24 protein-coding genes and 1 pseudogene are annotated in these 20,709 nt (G+C 43.1%); all 25 read right to left on the reverse strand.

Annotation, left to right across the window (positions count from 1 at the left end; genetic code table 11):
• Nucleotides 1–200 (reverse strand): GntR family transcriptional regulator (locus tag U8U68_RS15375; RefSeq protein WP_322202338.1); only part of this gene is annotated, 200 nt, incomplete at its 3' end.
• A gap of 336 nt (nt 201–536) precedes the next feature.
• Nucleotides 537–797 (reverse strand): hypothetical protein, encoded by a 261-nt coding sequence (locus U8U68_RS15380; protein ID WP_322202340.1) that lies wholly within the window; start codon nt 795–797, stop codon nt 537–539.
• A 20-nt stretch (nt 798–817) separates the two neighbouring features.
• Nucleotides 818–1,639, reverse strand: a complete 822-nt coding sequence (locus U8U68_RS15385) for a hypothetical protein (protein ID WP_322202342.1) — start codon at nt 1,637–1,639, stop codon at nt 818–820.
• A complete protein-coding gene (locus tag U8U68_RS15390) occupies nt 1,636–2,196 on the reverse strand; it encodes an RNA polymerase sigma factor (RefSeq protein WP_322202344.1) in 561 nt (186 codons plus the stop codon). Before U8U68_RS15390 ends, U8U68_RS15385 begins: the two co-directional genes overlap by 4 nt.
• Nucleotides 2,197–2,499: 303 nt before the next feature.
• Nucleotides 2,500–2,997 (reverse strand): hypothetical protein, encoded by a 498-nt coding sequence (locus U8U68_RS15395; protein ID WP_322202346.1) that lies wholly within the window; start codon nt 2,995–2,997, stop codon nt 2,500–2,502.
• Nucleotides 2,994–4,025 carry a HAMP domain-containing protein gene (locus U8U68_RS15400; protein WP_322202348.1) on the reverse strand — a complete coding sequence of 344 codons (1,032 nt, stop codon included), beginning with the start codon at nt 4,023–4,025 and terminating at the stop codon, nt 2,994–2,996. Before U8U68_RS15400 ends, U8U68_RS15395 begins: the two co-directional genes overlap by 4 nt.
• Nucleotides 4,013–4,732, reverse strand: a pseudogene (locus tag U8U68_RS15405) (response regulator transcription factor). Before U8U68_RS15405 ends, U8U68_RS15400 begins: the two are co-directional and overlap by 13 nt.
• Nucleotides 4,733–5,008: 276 nt before the next feature.
• Nucleotides 5,009–5,275 carry a hypothetical protein gene (locus tag U8U68_RS15410; RefSeq protein ID WP_322202350.1) on the reverse strand — a complete coding sequence of 89 codons (267 nt, stop codon included), beginning with the start codon at nt 5,273–5,275 and terminating at the stop codon, nt 5,009–5,011.
• A 105-nt stretch (nt 5,276–5,380) separates the two neighbouring features.
• On the reverse strand, nt 5,381–6,643 hold the full coding sequence (locus U8U68_RS15415) for a DUF6070 family protein (protein ID WP_322202352.1): 1,263 nt from the start codon (nt 6,641–6,643) through the stop codon (nt 5,381–5,383).
• Nucleotides 6,644–6,855: 212 nt separating this feature from the next.
• Nucleotides 6,856–7,356, reverse strand: coding sequence for an acetolactate synthase small subunit (gene ilvN, locus U8U68_RS15420; protein WP_322202354.1), 501 nt, complete (start codon nt 7,354–7,356; stop codon nt 6,856–6,858).
• Nucleotides 7,353–9,089, reverse strand: coding sequence for a biosynthetic-type acetolactate synthase large subunit (gene ilvB / locus U8U68_RS15425; RefSeq protein WP_322202356.1), 1,737 nt, complete (start codon nt 9,087–9,089; stop codon nt 7,353–7,355). The genes ilvN and ilvB overlap by 4 nt, the downstream gene beginning before the upstream one ends.
• Nucleotides 9,090–9,175: 86 nt before the next feature.
• Nucleotides 9,176–9,751: a TetR/AcrR family transcriptional regulator gene (locus U8U68_RS15430; RefSeq protein WP_322202358.1), complete on the reverse strand. Its 576-nt coding sequence runs from the start codon at nt 9,749–9,751 to the stop codon at nt 9,176–9,178.
• Between the two features lie 277 nt (nt 9,752–10,028).
• Nucleotides 10,029–10,952, reverse strand: a complete 924-nt coding sequence (locus U8U68_RS15435) for an AraC family transcriptional regulator (protein WP_322202360.1) — start codon at nt 10,950–10,952, stop codon at nt 10,029–10,031.
• Nucleotides 10,953–11,044: 92 nt separating this feature from the next.
• Nucleotides 11,045–11,389: a signal peptidase I gene (gene lepB, locus U8U68_RS15440; protein ID WP_322202362.1), complete on the reverse strand. Its 345-nt coding sequence runs from the start codon at nt 11,387–11,389 to the stop codon at nt 11,045–11,047.
• Entirely contained in the window at nt 11,365–11,835 is a 471-nt protein-coding gene (locus tag U8U68_RS15445) for a hypothetical protein (RefSeq protein WP_322202364.1), read from the reverse strand. The genes lepB and U8U68_RS15445 overlap by 25 nt, the downstream gene beginning before the upstream one ends.
• 394 nt (nt 11,836–12,229) lie before the next feature.
• Nucleotides 12,230–12,421, reverse strand: a complete 192-nt coding sequence (locus U8U68_RS15450) for a hypothetical protein (RefSeq protein ID WP_322202366.1) — start codon at nt 12,419–12,421, stop codon at nt 12,230–12,232.
• Nucleotides 12,402–13,610, reverse strand: coding sequence for a DUF6100 family protein (locus U8U68_RS15455; RefSeq protein WP_322202368.1), 1,209 nt, complete (start codon nt 13,608–13,610; stop codon nt 12,402–12,404). Before U8U68_RS15455 ends, U8U68_RS15450 begins: the two co-directional genes overlap by 20 nt.
• 43 nt (nt 13,611–13,653) lie before the next feature.
• Nucleotides 13,654–14,499: a TraG/VirB4 family ATPase gene (locus U8U68_RS15460; RefSeq protein WP_322202370.1), complete on the reverse strand. Its 846-nt coding sequence runs from the start codon at nt 14,497–14,499 to the stop codon at nt 13,654–13,656.
• Nucleotides 14,459–15,469, reverse strand: coding sequence for a hypothetical protein (locus tag U8U68_RS15465; RefSeq protein ID WP_322202372.1), 1,011 nt, complete (start codon nt 15,467–15,469; stop codon nt 14,459–14,461). Before U8U68_RS15465 ends, U8U68_RS15460 begins: the two co-directional genes overlap by 41 nt.
• Before the next feature lie 88 nt (nt 15,470–15,557).
• Nucleotides 15,558–16,067: a DUF6462 family protein gene (locus U8U68_RS22675; protein ID WP_437124441.1), complete on the reverse strand. Its 510-nt coding sequence runs from the start codon at nt 16,065–16,067 to the stop codon at nt 15,558–15,560.
• Complete coding sequence (locus U8U68_RS15480) at nt 16,064–16,336, reverse strand: DUF6462 family protein (RefSeq protein ID WP_322202374.1); 273 nt, start codon at nt 16,334–16,336, stop codon at nt 16,064–16,066. The genes U8U68_RS22675 and U8U68_RS15480 overlap by 4 nt, the downstream gene beginning before the upstream one ends.
• A gap of 417 nt (nt 16,337–16,753) precedes the next feature.
• Nucleotides 16,754–18,022 (reverse strand): site-specific integrase, encoded by a 1,269-nt coding sequence (locus U8U68_RS15485; RefSeq protein WP_322202376.1) that lies wholly within the window; start codon nt 18,020–18,022, stop codon nt 16,754–16,756.
• 109 nt (nt 18,023–18,131) lie between these two features.
• On the reverse strand, nt 18,132–18,329 hold the full coding sequence (locus U8U68_RS15490) for an excisionase (protein ID WP_322202379.1): 198 nt from the start codon (nt 18,327–18,329) through the stop codon (nt 18,132–18,134).
• A gap of 440 nt (nt 18,330–18,769) precedes the next feature.
• Nucleotides 18,770–19,108 (reverse strand): hypothetical protein, encoded by a 339-nt coding sequence (locus tag U8U68_RS15495; protein ID WP_322202381.1) that lies wholly within the window; start codon nt 19,106–19,108, stop codon nt 18,770–18,772.
• A 509-nt stretch (nt 19,109–19,617) separates the two neighbouring features.
• Nucleotides 19,618–20,529, reverse strand: a complete 912-nt coding sequence (locus tag U8U68_RS15500; protein ID WP_322202383.1) for a hypothetical protein — start codon at nt 20,527–20,529, stop codon at nt 19,618–19,620.
• Between the last annotated feature and the right edge of the window lie 180 nt (nt 20,530–20,709).

A 20,709-nucleotide genomic window follows, 5' to 3' on the forward strand; every position in this document is an offset into this window, starting at 1 on the left:
TCGATGAAGCCGTCCCGCTGCAGGTCTTCATATGCTTTCTGTACGGATGTAACACTTACATGAATGGACTTCGCCAAAGCGCGCATGGAGGGAATGGAATCACCGGTTTGCAGCTCGCCGCTCATAACCTTCGCTTTAATCTGCGAGGTAATCTGCTCATAGATTGGCTGACCTTTATTGCTACTGATGATTATTTCCACGCTATTCCTCCTCTCATCACTTTAATTGTATTGGTTGTACCGGTATATTATAATCAATTCATACACCAATGTCAAGAGGATCGTTTTGAAATAACAAGTAAGACCAGAATAAAAACGCCCTCACTGGTCCAAGAAATAGGTGTAACATGAATTTAATATGCGCAGTATCTTTCCGGTTAATTATGCGCGATAATATGTTGATTCGGTTCTTCTTTCTGGTTCCCCTCCACTGGCAAACTTATGCCAGTGTCTACCGGCTCGTATTCACCCCGCAGATATTCCTGCCCATCTACCCATTCCGGTACAAATTCAGGAACACCATTGCCCACCGTTTTTTTACTGTTCAGGTTCTTCTGTTGGGCTGCCGGGAGCTGAATTCTTCCGTACATCCTCGCCGTCATCAACAGGCTCGCTGATGGGCGGCGTGTATGTTTCACCGTCCACCCACTCCGGAACAAGCTCTTGTGCTCCCTGCTTCATCCCGGTCTGAGACTGTTTTCCGCTCTGAGCGTCATTTTTATCTCCTGAATTGTTTCCACAGGCGGCAAAAGATAAAATCATGACTGCGGCCAAACCACAAAGTAACAATTTTTTCATGTTGGATTCCTCCGTTTCATTTATTGGATTATGGATATATTGGCGTCGCCTCTGATGATAGAAGCTACCACCTTTAATACCTCTTCCTGCTGAATCTGCCAGCCCACAACCAAATACTGGATTCCGCCCGATCGAAACTCTGCAGTATAGAGTTCCGGGACATTTCCTGATATGTGCTGGACTCCGAATGTTACATCTGTTCCGCTGATATCCGTTGTCTGCCGGTTTGTTTCTGGTTCCAGATACAAACACGTCGCAAGCTCTCCTACTTTGGCTGCTTGTATGGAAATCCCTTTTACATAGCCGGTTTCCTCAAACAGCTCCGGAGAGCCATCCTCATAGAAGCCCGTATAGAATCCCAACGTTACAAGGTCGGATACAACCGCGCCATCCTTTGTATAGACCGGCTCTGCATGGTCATTATACGATGAGGCCGTTAAACCGGCCGGAACATACGCCGGCCGCAGATCTTTTCCGTAATACGCAGATATCTCTGCAGCATTCCAGCTACGCACATCATATACAGTTGGGTCATACCCGACATCGTTCCCGCCAATGCCGTCGATGGTGTTATTGTGTATCAGATCCATATCCAGCAGAAAAGCGTCAGACTCCTCCGGCACCATTTCAATCGATCCAGGGGGCTGTGTGACTGGCAGTGCAGTTTCTTTCAAAGAGGCAATTCCGATTGCCGTACCGATCAGTATTACAAAACAAGCTGCTATACTGATATATTTGTTAAAGAAGGACAGCTTGGATTTTCTTATCTGTTTTGTCTCAGCTTCTTGAATAAACTTCTCATCAACAAAGCTCATGCCAACCATCAGATCTTTCCCATTCATACGGCTACGCCCTCCTTCCTTAAAAATTCCTTCAACTCATTTCTTGTACGGAACAAAGCCGTTTTCACCTTGCTTTCGCCTATGCCGTACCTTTCCGAGATGCTGCGGATAGAATCGGTATACCAATAGCGCCGCATGAATATCAGTCGCTTTTCCTCTGTCAGACTGGAAAGGAATTTGTTCAAGAGCTGCCCAATCTCCTCGCCGGTACGGTTTTCGTCTATCTCAGAAGCAGGATCTGGAATGCACAGTTCCATTTCATCTGTCAGCGCAACCAGCTCGGCACTTCTTTTTTTCGCATTCTTCCAGTCCAGTTTCCCGAACGAAAGATACCGGCAGATCTTCGCGATATAGGCAAAGAAATAATCGGGCTTTTTCGGCGGAATGGTATTCCATGTTTCAAGGAATGTATCATTCACACTTTCTTCCGCATCCAAACGGCTGTTTAATATTTTCATCGCAAGCTGGTGGAGTCTTGCACCGTACTTTATTTCAGTTTCCTTGATTGCCGCCTCGCTGCACTCCCAAAATAGCTGTACGATTTCTTGATCCTCCATTGGAACCTCCTTCCTTCCATGTGTAGAGATAACCTCTCTCACCCTTTAAGTGGGATTTTATATCCTGTCGGTTACATACTCACATAAAATTTTTTGAATCTAATTTCGAAAGGCGGAAATCCATTTAGGATTCCCGTCTGATCTGCTCTATAAAGGTTGCTACTTTGGCGTCATCCTTATTGGCATTCTACTATTCCATAACCCATAATAGCCAATAAGCGCATAGCTTTCTCTACATTTCGTGCATATGAAATGATAGTTGCCTTCTCATAGACTTTACCAACTAATTGATGTACGCTCAATTTATGAAACCTGATGTTTGGCAAACACTCTTCGGGAGGCAAATACGCTAATCGCTATAAAAATGACAGCTGCCGGAATTGCCCACACCGCATAGAATACGCCGTTGCTCATTTGCTCTACCGACATAAGCGAAACAAATTGCGCATGATACATCGGCAAAAGCCCTATATACCGAAATAAAGGATTGGTTTCGGACAGAGGCCATATCATAGGGAAAAAGTACACTGCCTCTGAAGTAACTACCGCCACCATTTGATTTTTGCTGACGGCTGAGATTAGCAGTGTAATGCCTGCAACGCTCATCGTTCCTGTAAAGGCCAACAGAACCTGATATTTCAGCAGTGTTCCGCATGTCATATTGAAAGGAATATATCCCTCTCCAAATGACATAGGCGCAAAAAGGATGCTGCAGTCCAATCCCTCTTTTCCATATAGCACGAATGCAAAGAGAAGATTGGCAGCAACTACTGCCAGGGTAACGATAAATGCGGCAATCAAACCAGCGCCGACCTTCGCCGCACTACATTTTGTCCTTCCATATTTCCGTCATCCGATACCGAAAGCAACAAGCCATCATCCTGCAATGAAAAAGACAGTGTAATGGAAGTCTGGGCAAACCGCACAGCATTCGCTATGAGATTATTGCATACTTGAGAAACAAATATTTTATCCATAAGAATATCACAGTCAACCGTTTCCTTTTGCATAAGTAGCTTTTTCCCGTTTTGTGTGCATAAAATCTTGGCACTTTCCTGCAGAGACGATAAGAACTGCTGTAAAGGAACCGATTTATATTCCGGCCGCGTATCCTCCAGCCGCCGAAGGTTACTCATACTATTTTCGTAGGCTTCCATACGCGCAAGGTGCTTTCCCATGGTGGCAGCAATTTCTTTTGTCTGGACATGTTCACTTGCCTGCAGCATTTCGTTATATCCTTTCAGCACTGTGAGAGGGGTACGCAGGTCATGTGCAAAAGCGGCATTGAGCCGCTTGCGTTCTTCTACCTGACGCCACATTTCAGAAAAATTATTTGCAAGCATAGCCCGCATGGTTTCAAAAGAGCCAACCAGTCTCCCCAATTCATCTTTGCTGTCATATCCAATCGAAAAGTCTAAATCGTTATTGGATATCTTTTCTGATGCTGTCCGTAACTCAGCAAGCGGCTTTCTCAGCTTTTTTCTGTAAAACAGCAATGCCGCCGCTATAATACACAACGCAGAATACACAGGTGCGGCAATCAAGGGAATCTGTTTCAAAAGATTTATAGTGCGTTCGTCACTTGGAGACAACGGAACAAATTCTTTTCCAATATATACGCCGTCTCCCAAGCGTTCGCCCTGCTCATTTGTCAGATAATATTTTTCACCGGACGCTAGGTAAGACGTCCGAATGGCTTTGGCTGCTCTTTCGCATATAGAATTTGTCATTACCGAAAGAGCCAGTGCAAGCATAACAAAAATCACAATATAAAGCACAAGACTCTTTGGTAGAGATAAGTCTTGCCTGGCACGCTTCATTTTATCCATTTATACCCGCACCCCCAAACTGTTTCGATATACACGTTGTCTGTATATGCAGCTATTTTTGTCCGGATCCTGCGAATATGCTCTGTTACAACGCTGCTGTCACCTTCGCTGTCATAGCCCCAAATACTTTCATAAATCCGTTCCTTATCGAAAATCTGCCCCGGATTCTGGGATAAAAACTCTACGATGTCAAATTCTCTTTTTGCAAATCCTATGCGTTTCCCCTGAAAGAACAGACAACGTTCTGCATAGTCGATAACCAAGTCACTGGAAAACTTAATCTTCGCCTCGAAATTATGCCGTGTTTCTCTCCGTAAATGTGCTTTTACCCTTGCTTCAAGCTCCACAAGTGAAAAGGGCTTAACGATATAATCATCACCGCCGGCAGCAAATCCTTTTACCTTATCTGTATCTTCAATCCGGGCGGTCAGAAAAAGAATAGGACACGATATATAATCCCGAATATGCCTTCAGACCTCTAATCCATCCAGCCCTGGCATGCATATATCAAGCAAAATAATATCCGGGTTATGCTCCACTTGTTTTAGCGTCTCTGTTCCATTGGCTGCTGTTAAAACGACATAGCCTTTGCTCCTAAAGAAACTTCCAAGCATTGACACAATATCCGCTTCATCATCAGCTATCAGTATTTTGCACTCATTTTTCACACCTCCATTTGGATTAGTATAACAGATGCTTCTCAACATTTTATCTACATCTTCTTTCCTCTCATATTATGTCCAATAAGCTTTCTGCTCTTTCCATATTTCATGGGTGCTGAATGATAGCGTCTACATAGGTCAGCATCATAAAAAAGCAGATGCTTTATGGTCAAACTCATATATCTAAAAGCAATGAGGGCAGAGATGCAGATCTCCACCCTCATTATTTCTTCTTTGCTTCCCATATTCGACAACCATTTTTGTATTCTTGCTTACAATAGGGCACAACGCCCATTCGGTTTTTACCATCTCACAACCTCCTTACCACCATAACATTGAAGCTAATGTTGTAACGGTTGCATCATCATCGTCATTGTTTTGCGTTTCGATTTTGCAAAAACCAACCCATTTCTCTTGTTCGGAAATATCGCAAACCATATAGCTGCATTGAAATTCCTTTTGTAAACGGAGAACAACAGCAGAATTAACTTCAACATTCAAAATATTTTTTAGATTATCAAAGGATAACTTAATCTCTGTTTTTCCGGTATTTTCAAGATATTTTTGCAATTCTCTATAATTTCCCATATTATCCTCCTTTCAACACCGATTTTTATAACAAAATATAGCAACATAATATGATACCAGAGTGGGGAACCTGACTTAGCATGGACTCTCCGTTCTGTTTAATTATCATTCGCTCTCTTGCTCTTTCACTGTTCTCTGCGTCGGTATACGCGGTTCGCACGAGGGAAGCTCTATCTGACTTTTATAGGTTATCTTATTTCCAAGATACTTGAAGCCTCCATTGTCAGATGGCATTACCGTAACTTCATGCGTAAAAAGGCAATCCGTTTTATTATCCAGACACATAACATTCACTTTTAATGTTATCGACCCGTCTTTGTTCTTTATTGCCTCTGTAATTTCCGGTATCACTGTCGGGTAATATGCAATGTTGGAACAGTTAAGCTCCTGCCAAGGGTATATGTCCTTTGTAGAATCATATAATGCTTTTTCCCTAAACTCAGACAGAGGAATATCAAAATAGGGAAGTATTGTATTTTCAAATACATCTGAGGGAATACAGCAATGGTAATAGGGCTCATCCTCTTGCGCATAGTCCCTTGCATAGACATAATCATTGTGTTTCAATTTATATAGCCATTCAAACAGGTCGTTAAAGCACAAGTCCCCATAATCCGAAGTATCCCAATCACAGAGAAACAGATTTACATTGTGATACCCCACCGGCATAATATACCTCGCATTCAAATCATATCTTTCTTTGTCTACGGGTTTCAACCTTAATAATTTTGCCGCTTCCCAACCTGTGGTTGTAGGAACATCCTGGTAATAAAAATCTCCATTATAATTCATATTCCAATTTATTATTTCCCTTTTTAAACCATTGTTTAACTCAAGATTACCTTGTTTGTTCCAAGATGTAGATGCAAAAATGCTGATTGCTTCACCATCTTCATACCGTAACGAGTTGTAATATAATTCTCCTAAGGATGAAACTTCCCAAAATACGGTTTTCGCATCCTTTCCTTCTCTAACAGCATCCCAAAATTCTAAAATACCGTCTGAGTTTTCAAGGTATTCCGGATAAACTTCATCGCTGTTAATAACCGGATATCCGGCTTTCATCAAAACAGATTCAATCGTATCTATTGCATCCTGGCTGATAACAGTTTCATCCGACCAATCTGAAGAAGGATACTTTTCTGCTTGTTCATATATGTCCTTATAAAGTGGGAACATTTTTTCACATTCATTCTGGATAGCCCTCATCTCATCTTCGGATATTTTTTCTCCACCATACCTGAAGTCTATACCAATTGTTTGTGACGTTTCTTCCTTTAACATATCATTATCAGGTGTAGAGTTATTGCAGCTACTAAAAATTACAGCCAGCATAAAATTCAAAACCATAACCTTGATTTTTTTCATTGCTATTACCATACCTTTCTGCCGTCGCGCCCAGTTGCAGCAATATTGTTTTGAATTGTGAGGCAATACCGGAGAAATCAGGCACGCTTCAGATCATGTAAGATTTATTATAGCAAAAGGCGTGGATGGATTCTCCACTTTTCATCCTCATCTAATGATAGCCTACACGAAGAAAAATCCAGTACGCATGACAAAAGCTGATTATATATCTACTATCTTTCCGAGATACTAACAGCTTCAACTGCAACACTGCCGCCCCTTACAATCTCAATTCTATTCGTAAATTTCCTTTGCAGCAAAGCAATCAAATCATCATTTCTGTTTTCTGTTTGGGTACATTCCAAAAGAACGGCAGTGCCGTCATAGTCAATAATTGTAACCCCAAATACTTTTGAAATTCGAAACATCTCTGTTATATCCCCATCAGAGCAGCCATTTACCCTTACAAACAGGATTTCTTTCATGTGAATGGGGGTGTCCGTATAGTCCACTAATTTGATTACCTCGACACTCCTGCTTAGCTGCTTCTTAATCTGCTCAAAAGTCTTATCGTCACTCGTTAAGCTGATCGTCATCCTCGATATGGTACTGTCCTCTGTAACTCCAACTGTTAAACTGTCTAAATTATAAGACTTGGCAGAAAATAAGCCTGAAATGCGGGCAAGTACGCCTATTTCATTTTCCACAAATAAACATATCCATCTTTTTTTCATTCTTCGTGTTCCTCACTTTCCAGAATCATATCGTTAAGGGAGTTCCCTGGGGGAACAATCGGCATAACATTGATTTCTCTGTCTATAATAAATTCAATAACTGTAGGAGCTTTTGTATTCTGCTTTGCACTTATCAAAGCATCTTTTATATCTGCCGGCTTGGTGACACGGATGCCTTTTGCCCCATAGCTCTCCGCCAGTCTGATAAAATCGGGCGTATATTCTGGGCAGCAATGGTTTGGCGTATTGCAGCCGATCTCGCAGCTCTTTCGGTAACGCATACAAGTACTTGAATACCGTCTGTCATAGAACATTTCCTGCCATTGCCGCACATTCCCTAAATATCCGTTATTCAATATACAGATGATAATAGGAAGCTCGTAAACGACAGCAGTAGCCATTTCCTGTATATTCATCTGCATACCGCCGTCTCCAGAGATAACAATTACATCTTTATGTGGATTGCCAAGCTTAGCCCCGATTGCCGCAGGGAAGCCGTAACCCATAGTTCCCAATCCTCCAGAGGTCAGCATTTGTCTATTTTCATCAAGCGCAAGAAACTGTGTTGTCCACAACTGATTCTGTCCAACATCTGTAGTGACAACTGCATCCGTAAAGATTTCATTGACGGCTTTTATTACCATTTGCGGAGTCAGTCCAGATCTCCCCATGTCGATGGGATATTCCTTTTTCCAATCATTGATTTCATTTACCCATTCCGAAACAGAAAGCGGCTCTGCTTTTTCAAGCAGGGAGCAGATTGCTTTCTTCGCATCAGCCACGATAGGGACATCCACCACAATATTCCGTGAAATGGAGGCTGCGTCAATGTCAATGTGGATTATTTTGGCGGCTGTCGCAAATTTCTCTATCTTTCCCGTGATACGGTCGTTAAAACGTGTCCCTATAGAAAATAGGACATCGCAGTTACTGATTGCCCTGTTTGCCGCATAGCTTCCATGAATCCCTATATTACCCACATATAAGCTATGCGTTGTGGGAATTGCTCCTTTTCCCATAATGGTGGTGATGACAGGAATACCTGTGAGCTCCGCAAGCCGTGTCATCTCTTTGTTTGCATGTGCGATATTCACTCCGCCTCCTATCAGAAAGACGGGCTTTTTCGCATGGCGCAAAATATCCAACGCTTTATTTAACTGCCCCATATGTACGGAGGTGTTCGGCTTATAACCTCGAATAGTTATTTCTTTCGGGTAAAAATCGCTGCCATACGCCCTCTGGATGTCCTTCGGCAAATCAACAACAACTACGCCTGGCTTTCCTGTCTTTGCAATATAAAAAGCCTTTCTGATTGTTTCTGCCAAATCCTCTCTCTTTCGTACAGTTACCGCATATTTGCTGATGCTTCTTGTAATGCCTACGATATCCACTTCTTGAAAAGCATCATTCCCAATCAGGCTGGTTGGCACTTGCCCCGTAAAGCATACAAGCGGAACACTGTCATAATTTGCAGTGGCAATACCCGTAACGAGATTCGTAGCACCGGGTCCGCTGGTTACAAGACAGACACCCACTTTTCCTGTGGAACGGGCATATCCGTCTGCCGCATGGACTAAACCCTGCTCATGGCGTGGCAAAATTACATCTATATCCTTTTCTCCATATAACGCATTAAATAGGTCTATTGCCTGTCCTCCTGGATAAGCAAATAAAGTTGTAACAGATTCCTCTTTTAATGCTTTCACAAATAATTCAGCTCCTGTTATCTCCATAAATAACATTCCTCCTTTTTGTATGCGTGTGCTTGCTTGCATATAGTCTATTTTTTTCGGTACTACCATAAGGGCAGTACCGATTTTTACTGTTCCAATCCCTTTATGAACATTTGCACACTGCTTTTTATGTATTCATCTTTTTCTACTTTAGATAATTCATTTCCAAAAGACGCATTTAAAAACGCATAGCCAAATGTTGATGAAAAGACTGTCAGAGCCAGAGCATCAAAATCTGCTTTTGGTATTTTTCCCAAATCAAACATTTTATTAAGATACTGCGTAAACGATGATAGAAAAGCCTGTGGAACTTTCATAATGAGGGCAGACGTTTCCTCATATAATTGAGGCGCTCTCAGACCGATAGATAAATTTACAAAATCTGGCGTCATCCTGTCCATATATGCTTTCATAAACATTTCTATGTCTGCCTGCAAATCCCACTGCACATTTTCAAAAATTTCTGGTGTAATATTTGCCCTCCATCCCGTTTGGCTTACACCTTGCAGCACAATATCTTTCTTATTCTTAAATTTCCGAAACAGGGTACATTCATTTACACCTGCAGCTTTTGCAATCGCTTTCGTTGTCGTAGCAACGTATCCATTATCTCTTACCAGCATCATTGCAGCATCTATAATTTTTTGACTTGTTTCATCCAAATTATCACCTCCATGCAAGTACACGCTTTCATTATAACAAAAAAGTACCTAAAAGTCAACCAATCCACTTTCAGTACTGAAATACTGAAAGTAATCTTTTAAGTAAGAGGTGTAAAATGCAATTGCAAGCACATCAAAACGGATAAACGGCATAGCCCAAAAGCTATACCGTTTCCAGCGAACATTCTTATATTGTTTATAAGTGCCCTCATCCTTTGGATCCCATATATCTGTAATTGTATAGTGCGCTCAACCCCATCTGTTCGTCTTCTCGCATTCAAGTTTCCATTTGCAAGGGTTTCACCCATATTTCCATACATGCCATATCTTCTGCGGCACGATGATACTTTTCTGCCGAGAATGGCTCAGTTGTTAAGCCGTGTCTGGGCAGCCATGTACCAAAAAGATACTTATTGGCCTGATTGAGCGCCACTGTTACCAGGTCTTCAAAGTTCTCCGCTTCAATCGTGCAAACAATATATTCTCCTGTCAGGAGTTCCTTATACACAAATCCCTCCGGTAACTGATCCAGGATTTTTTGAACAAGTCCGCCTGCAAAATAAGTGAAACACCCCTGTGCGGAATTTCCCATGTAGGACATTCCCATTTCTACCCCACTGCTAAGACTTGCCCCCAGCAGTTCCTTCTCCTTGTGGTAGCGCCTCCAAAGCTGTCCCGGTACATCTACGCCGGTACTTTCACCCACTGGTGTTTGTTCAGAGATTTTAACCTCTGTTTCAAAGCCGAGATATGTGTCCGGCTGTTCCAGCTTCTTTCTTTGAATTTCCAAGACGATATCTCCCACTACCAGCGGAACACCTTCATCCACCAATACATAATTCATTGAGACTTGCGGGCGGTCAAATGTATTCAGCATCGGTAAATCCTTTCTGTACTCGTCTGGAGTCATTCCATATGTTCCTTTGAAAACCCGTGTGAAATTGGCATGACTGGAAAAACCATAGTCCATGGCTATATCAAGAATCCTTCGGTCCGTATCCTTTAGATTTCCGATTACCTTTGCCAGACGGCGGAGCTTCACATATTCCTGTACCGGTTTACTGACCAAGCGCTTAAACAGGCGCTGGAAATAGAACGGAGGCAGGCAGGCGGTAGTTGCCAGCTCTTCCGTCGAGATTTCTTCTGCCAAGTGTTCCTCAATAAAATCTAAGGATTGTTCGATTGCTTCCCATGCGTGCATTGCGGCGCCTCCTATATTTGATAATCCCATCATACCATACTATTTTTGACCGGGCTTCTCACCCTATGCCTTTTTACCTAAATAAGTTTTGCTCAAAAAACTAACTTAGCCACCACATCATCTTTACTTACAAAGGGATTCAGCCAATACCGCGAATCATAGGAGTTATCTGCATTATCACCAAGAACATAATAGTAGCCTTCCGGAACTGTCATACTGATACCGTTTCTCTCTACCATATCGCCAGCGGTCGCTGCAATCCTTTTTACGAGCAGCTTCCCATCATGTCGGAATACAATAATATCTCCCGTAACCAATTCAGAATATATCCGGAATCCGATAATATAACTTCCTTTTTCAAGCGTCGGCTCCATAGACTCAGTTGGTACATAGCCTATCAGAAACACGCACTTCAAAAGAATAAAAGTAAGAAGCATTGCAATGGCAGGAAAAGCTGGCGCACGCCGCACGCATCCATGGGTATAAAATAAATATGGTGATAAATGGAGTCGAACCGGAACTCAAGCCTCCGGCTCTTATCCGACTCCAGCAATGTCTTCAGGGCAATTTCACCAGACTCACCAAAAAGCACCGCGGAATCGATCCGGTCCGTGCCGGCATTCAGGCGCCCGACTTCGATGAGATTGTAAAGTGCCTTAAACTCCCCCATACCGCTCCATTTCATTGCGGCTGCGCGTGTATTGTAAACGGCATAACAGCTGCCGTGAGAAAAAATAGCCCCGACCATCCGGGTGAACATGGTCTTGTTCATCTCCGCCTGGCCAATCTTTTTGATGTCCCTTGCAAAATAGAATGAACTGCCATCCGGTGTGACAGAGAACCGACCTCCATTTTGCAGCTGGGGGAGCAGGTAGGGTCTCATTTCTATTCCTGCCCGCATACAAAGCATCACCGCCTCTGATACCCTATGGTTCCTCTCCCTGTGGGCTGAGTCTCCGGGAAAACGATGATTCCAGAATGCGTCCATATAATACTGGTACGCTTCCGGGTAAACCCAATCCAGTATGGGAAGGGCAGCCTTATACAGCCGGACAGTTTATGAATCGCCTTTTCCGGTAACTGTCAGAAGGCGGCAGGTCATTTCCGTTTCAGTCTGGGGATTTCGGATTGTCTGGGGCAGGGATAGTTTTGTTACCAACGCCTTCAGAACACGCTCATTTCCAAGCAACCGGAGCGAACGAAACGGGAACTCACCCACAGCAGAAAGCAGTGTGATGAGCTGCCAGGCCTGACTGCCCGGACGGAAATGCAACATTTTAGCTCACTCCCGATTTGAAGAATTTTCCGACAACATGACTGCTCTCTTTGTCGGATTTTCCCGCATAGTGCCGCCCCCAGATTGCAGCAATTCCGGGTGTTTTCTGCCATTTTGGATATATGTATTTTTTAGAGGCAGGAATCTGCCCGTTTTTACATATGTTTTTTTGCTTAAATCTTCTGCGTTTCATACAGTCTCACCCCCTCATCCGGCATTGCCCGTTCCGTTACCAGCCACAATGGAAAATCCTTTTTCGGCACTACATATACCTCAGTGCGTTCATCCATCCCCGATACACTGCAGTAATAATGAGCGCATACCTTTGGGCTGTCATCGGGCATCACATACAGTGCTACGATATCCGATACCATGTTGACTTCGATATTATCATGGTCCCGTTTCTGGCGTTCAGGTCTGTCCCTGCTATAAACATGCCGGTAAATTAATACACAATCCCGATACCGAACCGGCGGCTGTGACTCAAAAAAACTTCGCATGGCAGGGTATAAAAAAGATCGGATATAATCCGCCGAGCCAGAAGACTTTTTCGGAAGCAGCGCTGGGATGCGCAGTGCAAACCAGCCCTCTGCCGTAAACCCAATTTCAACCGGGATGTTTTCTGCAATGCAATTTTCCACTGCGGCTTCTGCTATTGGGCAGCCCGTATATGCCGGGAGCCTTCTTGTCAAAAGCACCAGCCGTTCTGAGATTTCTTTCAGCCGAAGTGCTGCATCGTATGCCGCCTGAAAATTTGCATCCTGATAAAAGCGGCGGACAAAAACCATCTGTGCCTCCAGATTGCGTTTCGCCAGCTCTGCTTTATCTAGGACTTTTATGAATGAATTCTCTCCTGCCATTTCCCACCACCTCCTCTGAATAAAAGATAATCTTCGGTTCCTCTTCCCCCGGAAGTCCACCGTCGCAAACAGACACGGTGCCTCCGGCAGCTTCAGCTTTTCCGCCATTGCAATATGGGGGACAATGATGATATATTTCAAATCCTCCTGCGGCTGCAAAAGCCTTAACTGGCTCTGCTCCCCCTCATAAAGAACGACAATCTCATACCCGATGTTTTCTTTTAAGAAGAATAGCTGGGAGGGATAGACCGCAGGGTAATGTGCCATCGGATCCACATAGTCGATAAACTTGAGCAGCACCCATACGGCCAGTATGACGCGCCGGTCCGGACGGCACATGGGATCCAAACCGATATAGTAGCCGCCGGACACATCCGCGATCTGCATCTGCTTCTTTAAGTTCCGCAGGATCTTTTCGGCTGTCTGTTCCGGCTTTTGGAGCATCCGGATAATCTGTGTCTTTGGCAAAGCCCCATACTGGGACAGCCATTTCACAACATACTGCTCGTCTTGTAACAGCATTCGCAACACCTCCTTGTGCGTATAAATTATAAAATGCGTATTCCTATGCGGAATGCGTTTTTTCTTTCTGGCGTTCCCGCAAAATTGCTTCCAGTTCTGCACGGTCTGTCGTAATCATTTCCTGTTCTTCTTTAGAAGCCTTAATCACGACCGGCACCTTGTTATTATTGGAATAGACCAGCGCCTCGCCCCGTTCAAATCTTGTGATAGAGCGAACCTCTGTCTTTGTCAGCTTCAGGACATCCTGGACGTAACGGGCTTCGTCCGGCTCTAAATTCAAAATGATTTTGTTCTTGGAGTTATTCACGATAGCCCTTCCGTATTTCCCGTCCTCCAGACTGAAAAAGTCCGATAAATCCTGTGTGGCAGAAATAGCCGCACCACCAAAACCTCGTATCGTCTTGAAAATTGTCAGACAGAACTCTGCCGCCTGCTTATTGGAGGATGCACCCACCAGCTGCCAGATTTCATCAATCATGATGGCTTTCTTTTTCGTTCTGTCCGCTTTCACATTGTCCCAGACATAATCCAAGGCAATCATCATACCGACGGGAAGCAGCTTGCCCTTCAGCTCGGACAAATCAAGTACAATGTACTTATTGCTCAGATCCACATTGGTCTGCTGATTGAAGGACTGTGCCGAACCGGTGACAAACCGGCTTACAATAATGGCAATCCTCTGCGTCATCGGATTTTCCAAAAGATTTTTATGCAGGTCTCCGAGGATAGGCATTTTCTTCATCTTGGGCGGCGCCGCTTTGATATCCTCGTACAAGGAATCGTTATCATGCGTGATACCGAAATCCGCATAGGTCTTAATCAGCGCCTCATCCAGCATCTGCTCCTCCTCATTGGTCATATCCGGTATGAGAAGTGAAAAGAAAATCATATATACTCTTACCCTGGCAGTCATATCTACAATTCTTACAACTCCTACACGGAGAAAGATACGCGCGTATTATAGAGGCAAAAAGTGCAACGCGGTTTTCAGGCTCATTTCCATTGGACTCATCCGCATCAGAACCGGTCAATCGTCTGCTATACCATGTAATGAGGCGGTTGATTTGCTCATGGTCTGAACCTCTTTTCTGCGTATTCGCACCCAAAATGCGTATTTCATCAAGAATACTTACAACATCCTCCTGTGTAGGCATTGAAACCTCTGTACCGGTTGGGTACAGTCTATTAAGAATGAAGCAGCCATAGGATCCGGGCAGACGGTACAGAGCAAAGACATCCCCATGCTTCTGAAAAAACCTCCATACCTTCGTCTTTTCCCAGCCCCACCGCTGTCCCAAGGCTTCCAAAGTCAAAACAGCGCCGTATTTTCCATACTGGACAGCCGGCGCCAAAAACGAAAACGCATTGTTTGTCTCCTCAAATACCGTGTGGCACCAGAGGTCAAGCCATGCGTCTGATTCCTCGAATTTATATTGCTTAGCGGCAAGCCGCTCTGTTATGCTGCGGGGAAGGCAGAGAAAGCCATATCCTTCCGTAGCATAAACAGCTCCATCCACACAGGCCTCTCCTGAGCATTTCACAACCCAGTCTGTGACCTGATAGGTCAACTTTTTCGTTTTTGTGTCCAGTGTATATTCTATATATCCCAGTTCTGACAGCGCCTGAAGCGTCTTCAGCGCTTTAGAACGGCTTTTCACACCCAGTATGCTCTTCAGCCCTACAACGCCACCAGACCACATACCGGGGCTTATAGTATTACTGTAGCCACAATAGAAGGCTTGTCCTTTGCGGAACGCTGCACGGGATGCAAGCTTCGCCCAGTATCCCATAAGCCCTTTGCCTTCCGGCAGACGGTTACGGGGCAGCTTTACCCACTGGTATTTCATTAAGCATTTCACATCGGACACCTCCTCTTCTTCTAAAAATGGGCATAAAAATAGGGCGACCTCTTTTCTCTTAAAGAAGCCGCCCTTCAAACATCTTCTGTTAAATTCTTACTGTCAAACCAGGAAGACTATTCGTTTTTATGCCTACCAGATACCAATCATCTCCCATTTCAATTCGTGTAGGAATCCATTTGCCATCTATATTGACATCCATGGTTGTCCCACAGTGCAATCCTCCGTAATAATCTTCCAGACTGAAACGAATATCCATTCGCCCACTTTGTAAGTCTGGCACCAGTACACCTTGTCTCATCGTATCATTCTCCTCTTCAACAGTAATTTCATCATCGGGTTCATATAAGCTTAAACGCTTTTCTCTATCGTTACTTTTACACTGCTGCCTGAGATATTCCTCAAATATACTGCGACGTATCAAAACCTTTTTCCCAACCTTATATACGAATCCGGCTTCGTGCGCCATTCTCGTAAATACCTTTAAGCCAAGCCCATAATAATCGGCGCCCTGATAGTAAGTAATAAAGTCTCGCTGCAACATTTCAATATCTTCATCATCCAGCATGTCTGAAAACATCCATAGATTCCCGCTCATTTTTCTTCCTCCTGCGATGCCAATGTACTCGGTTCATGGAAACGCTCCAGATACTCGTCGAAAATGTCCCGGTTTATCAGAACCGTCCCATCCATCCGATAAATAGCTCCCGCTTTGCTTGCCAGTTCGAGCAGTTTCTTGTGCTGGAGACTGTAAACAATTTCCGCATCCTTATACCGAAGGAATTGTCTGCGCAGTCTCTTGGCACTTTCCCGCACATCATTTCTTTTTTTCAAATCATAATATGACTTTGTGTTTTCGCTGATCATAAGTTTTAAACCCGTTCTTTTATTGATTTGACAATATGACAGAAATTGTGCCTAACGAAAAAGAGAACACCTTCTGAAATTTCTTTCAAAAAGTGTTCTCTTAACAGCGAGTGCTGCATTGCGTTTCTGCTTTTCAACTATTCATCCTGCGTCGTAATCCTTCGTATTTATACGAAAAATTGTTGTCAGTTTGTTGTCAACTTGGATTTGAAGTGCTGCAAACCCGCATAAATACTGGGTTTATTTGTCTAAGGGCTTCATCGTCGGGATTAAAGCATGAACCGTCCATATGGGGGCAAATGCTCTCGTTTTCGTGCTATTCCCATACATTTTTAAAGCGTTCATGTTGAATCCTCTCTTTTCCTCTCGCAACTTTGCGGCGAAAAGGTGTAAAACGAAGTGTAAAATTAGGTGTACTTAACTGATCTTGATCTTGCCTTCAAGATTGGCAAAACTCTCCTGCTTTTTCTCCTTCGTGGCCTCGTTATAAATGTCCATAGTAGTTGAAATGTCCGCATGGCCCATGATTTCTTGGATCACTTTCAGATTGGATTCATTTTCACAGAAGCGAGTGCAGAAAGTATGTCTAAGGTTATGCGCTGAGAAATGCGGAAGGATTATAGGCTCCCGGCGTTCCTTTTTCGCCTGTTCCGCTTCCTGTGCATTATAGTCCCGGCTAATCCGTTCAATCGCCCGGTTGATACAATGGGGACTGAGACAGTCACCGTAGCGATTAGAAAAGATGAATCCGCTGTATCCATCAACAACAGCCTTGCAAAACCCTGTCTGCATCTGCTGAAGGCGCAACTGGAGCAATGCGCCCTTGACCTCTCCAAGCATGGGTACTATGCGCTCTCCCGCCTTGGTTTTCGGTGTAGTAATATGAAATTCAACTTTGCCGCTGTCCTGTAGGCGATAAATCAGGTTGTGATTGATGGAAATAATACCTTCTTGAAAATCACAATCCTCCCACCGCAAGCCAATAACCTCACCAACCCGGCAACCAGTTCCAAGCAGGATAGTAAACAAGGGCAACCAGTGTCTATACGTCCTCGATCCTGCAATGTAATCCACAAATGCGGTCTGCTGTGTTTCTGTCAAAGCGTGTCGCTTTGGTTTCTCCCAGCTATGGCTTTTCTTGATTTCAGACATTACTCCGTTAGTTGGATTAAGTCTTATCATCCCATCCCGCACAGCTGTTTCAAAAACTGGATGCAACACCGTGTGAATTATTTCCATGCTGTTGGGCTTAAAGCCCTTGTCATGGATCAGAGACAAATAAAACTTGCGTATGTCGCTGTACTTGATAGCTGCAATGCTCCTGTGTCCAATCTCATCACGTACATAACGATTGTACATATACTTGTAGTTGGTAGCAGTAGATGGTTTCAGTTCCCTTTTTGACGTAATGTAATCGTCATAATAGGCATTAAGAGTAGTACGGGATGCACCATACGTATCAATCCCATCATCCTGATCATGGGTAATTCTTTTCTCCATCGCCCGTAAAGATTCCTTACTCCGTTTGCCAGCGGGTATCTTATCTGAATCTACCAGTTGCCAGCTATATACGCTGCGCTTCACTCCCTTCGAGTCAATATATCGGTATTCGTACTTACCATCGTTGCGTTGCAGTTCCCCTTGGCGGAGATTCCTGCCTTTGCTGTCTTTTCTCTTTTCAGGCATAATAAATCCGCTCCCTGAAAAGAATCCGAACACAGTATGCTTATTATGACCCCTCAGAACAGATTTTTCAAGGGAGAAATTGCCCCCTTTCAATTATATTGGTTTTCTCCTAAATAGAGCAAAGACAGTCTACATATTGCTGAAATTTAATGCGTTTTATCTGCGGCCTGTTCCCATTCCACAATAAATAATCCGCATTTTTGTCTCTATCAATAATCTGCCGCAACTTATTTTGCCCAATGCGAAAATATGCAGCAGCTTCATCAACAGAAAGTGTGTATTTTTCCCAAACAGGAATATCAATCATTTTTGCTCCTTCCCGCAACTACCTATAATTGCATCATAATTTTTCACTCCTTCTGCTTTCTTGTTAGATTCTGAAGACTTTTTTGATTATATAAAACTCATAAAGTGTGTTGTCTTGTTCAATTAAAAAATAACTTTTACTCAAAACATCCTCGGATTTTTCTCCGATTGAAAGATTTTCCACATATTGAGAGGCGTTTTCCGCCCAAAAGGACTGTATTACAGGGATTTTTACGATGACACTTACAAGATGTAAAATCTGCCAACATTTATCGTCAAAACTTCTGAAAGCAAAGGGTCTTCGCCGCTTTCACGATGACACTTATAAAACGCAAAAATCTGCTAACATACATTGTCAAAACTGCTGAAAACAAATGGTTTTCGCTGTTCTCACGATGACACTGATTTAATCAAATCATTTCAGGCGTAAGCCTGAACACGTCAATACATCTCACTTGGGTCAAAATCATTTTTAGTAATAATTGCTTCAGCCGTATACCGCTCTAAGATACCAAGTATATAGCTTGCCTTATGAAGGCTACTCTTAAAAAGTTTCCCGCCTGTGGTGGCCTTGATGGAATCAGCGTTTAGCTTCGCACACTCTAAATAAGCTGCGTACTTGGAAGAGGAAACTTGTTTTCTCTCCAATGCTTTATAGGTTGCTGATCTGTCGCTGTCCTTACCGCTCAAAAATTCTGTCTTGAAATAATTTGCAAGCCCCTTTCTGTAGTCCTCTGTGTTATAGGAATCTTGTCGAACTGCCTTTAACATCTGATACATATTGTAAACCTCCTGATAGTTAATTGATGGAAATACATAAACTGCACTGCAATATTAACCATTTCAGGCGCAAGCCTGAACACGTCAATTTTGGTTCAGTTCAATGCGTGTCCCCTTACGGGGAATGATCAATATAGCAACGAGTGAATTTTGTTGCAGTCTGCCTCTAACCATTTATCTTACTGACGCTGCGCCTTAAAAGCGCATAAGCGGCATAAGATAACAAAAACCACTCCCCCGAGCGGGAGACAGAAACATTCCGCTGTGCCGGACACCTCTGTTGTAGTACCGTTTCTGTATCTGTCCCTACAGGGCTGAGGCCCTTACGGGAATGGTCAAATGATATTAGTACTCGTTTCGCTTAAAACTATAAAAACTTCCTAAAATGCAGGCTTTTTCTGGGAATATTCAAATACGAATACTGTTGACTACTCTCCCACTTTTTCACGAATATTGTTGACTGGCTCGAAGGCTGTAATCGTCTGTCAGTTAGCATTTTTTTAGTGGTTTCACAGAAAAAATTGCCCATATGATTTAACTTGTTCTGGATTGCTGCCCATAAATAACAAATCAGGGTTAATAATCAGGCGGTATTTATTCGTAACAATATCCTTGATAAAATTGCATAAGGCTTGTTCCTGTTGCGGCTTACCATCCTCACCATTCACAACAAAACTGATATGGGTTAAAACATTTACAATTCTATTGCTGGCTCCAGCGTTCACCTTCAGTAATTCGCAGATTTCCCCTATAGACATACAATCCAGTTTATGAATATCCCTTTCTTCTGGATTGTGACAAACAACGTTCCATTCTTTGTTTATAAAAGGAATTAAAGCAATAATATATCCAAAATACCTAACATTCTGATTCTTTCCTTTTCGTTTACCCTCAATTCTGTTTTCTCCCATCATCCTGTTATACAATGACTTGATGGAATCTATGAATAGATGAATTTTCTTCTTGCGCTTTGTTCGTCCCTTAAAAAAAGTTTCATCCATAAACAGTTGTCCACATTCATCCACAACCAAAATACCACTTGCAGTTGCGTCATGTATGAAATCATTTGTTGTACTTGCAGGAAGCCGCAAAACGTCAGGCAGGTCTTGTCGGTACATTGGCTGTCGTTCTGATAGCATTAGGCGGTCAGTATCATATCCAAGATAGACAGACAAATAGGCCAATCGTCCCAAAGTTTGTGGATTGATCTTCTTTTTCAGCGGGACGCTCCGCATAGATACAAACCCTCCCAATCTTTTCTCATTATCACGCCTAAGAAAACGGCGGTGTTTTGCTTCTTTTTTCAGTTCCTTCATTTTCTGATCCTGTTCAGTGTAAAGAATTGTGCCTCTATTTATTTTCTTTTGTTTTCCAGTTACAGGATCATTATATTGAACATCATATTTCAATTTCTCAGACATATTTCACCCCTCTTAATTTGTTGTTCACTCAGGCCAAATCAAAAGGGGGGCTTCGGTTACAGTTTATCATAGGTTCAAGGACTGACCTCCTTCCAAATAGTGTATTGCTATCCACATTCTTATTATAGTTTGGTTTGAAGAAAATGTAAACTATATCATTATTTAACCTCAAAAAGAATA

The sequence above is a fragment of the Acutalibacter intestini genome, assembly GCF_034334985.1.
GTDB lineage: Bacteria > Bacillota > Clostridia > Oscillospirales > Acutalibacteraceae > Acutalibacter > Acutalibacter intestini.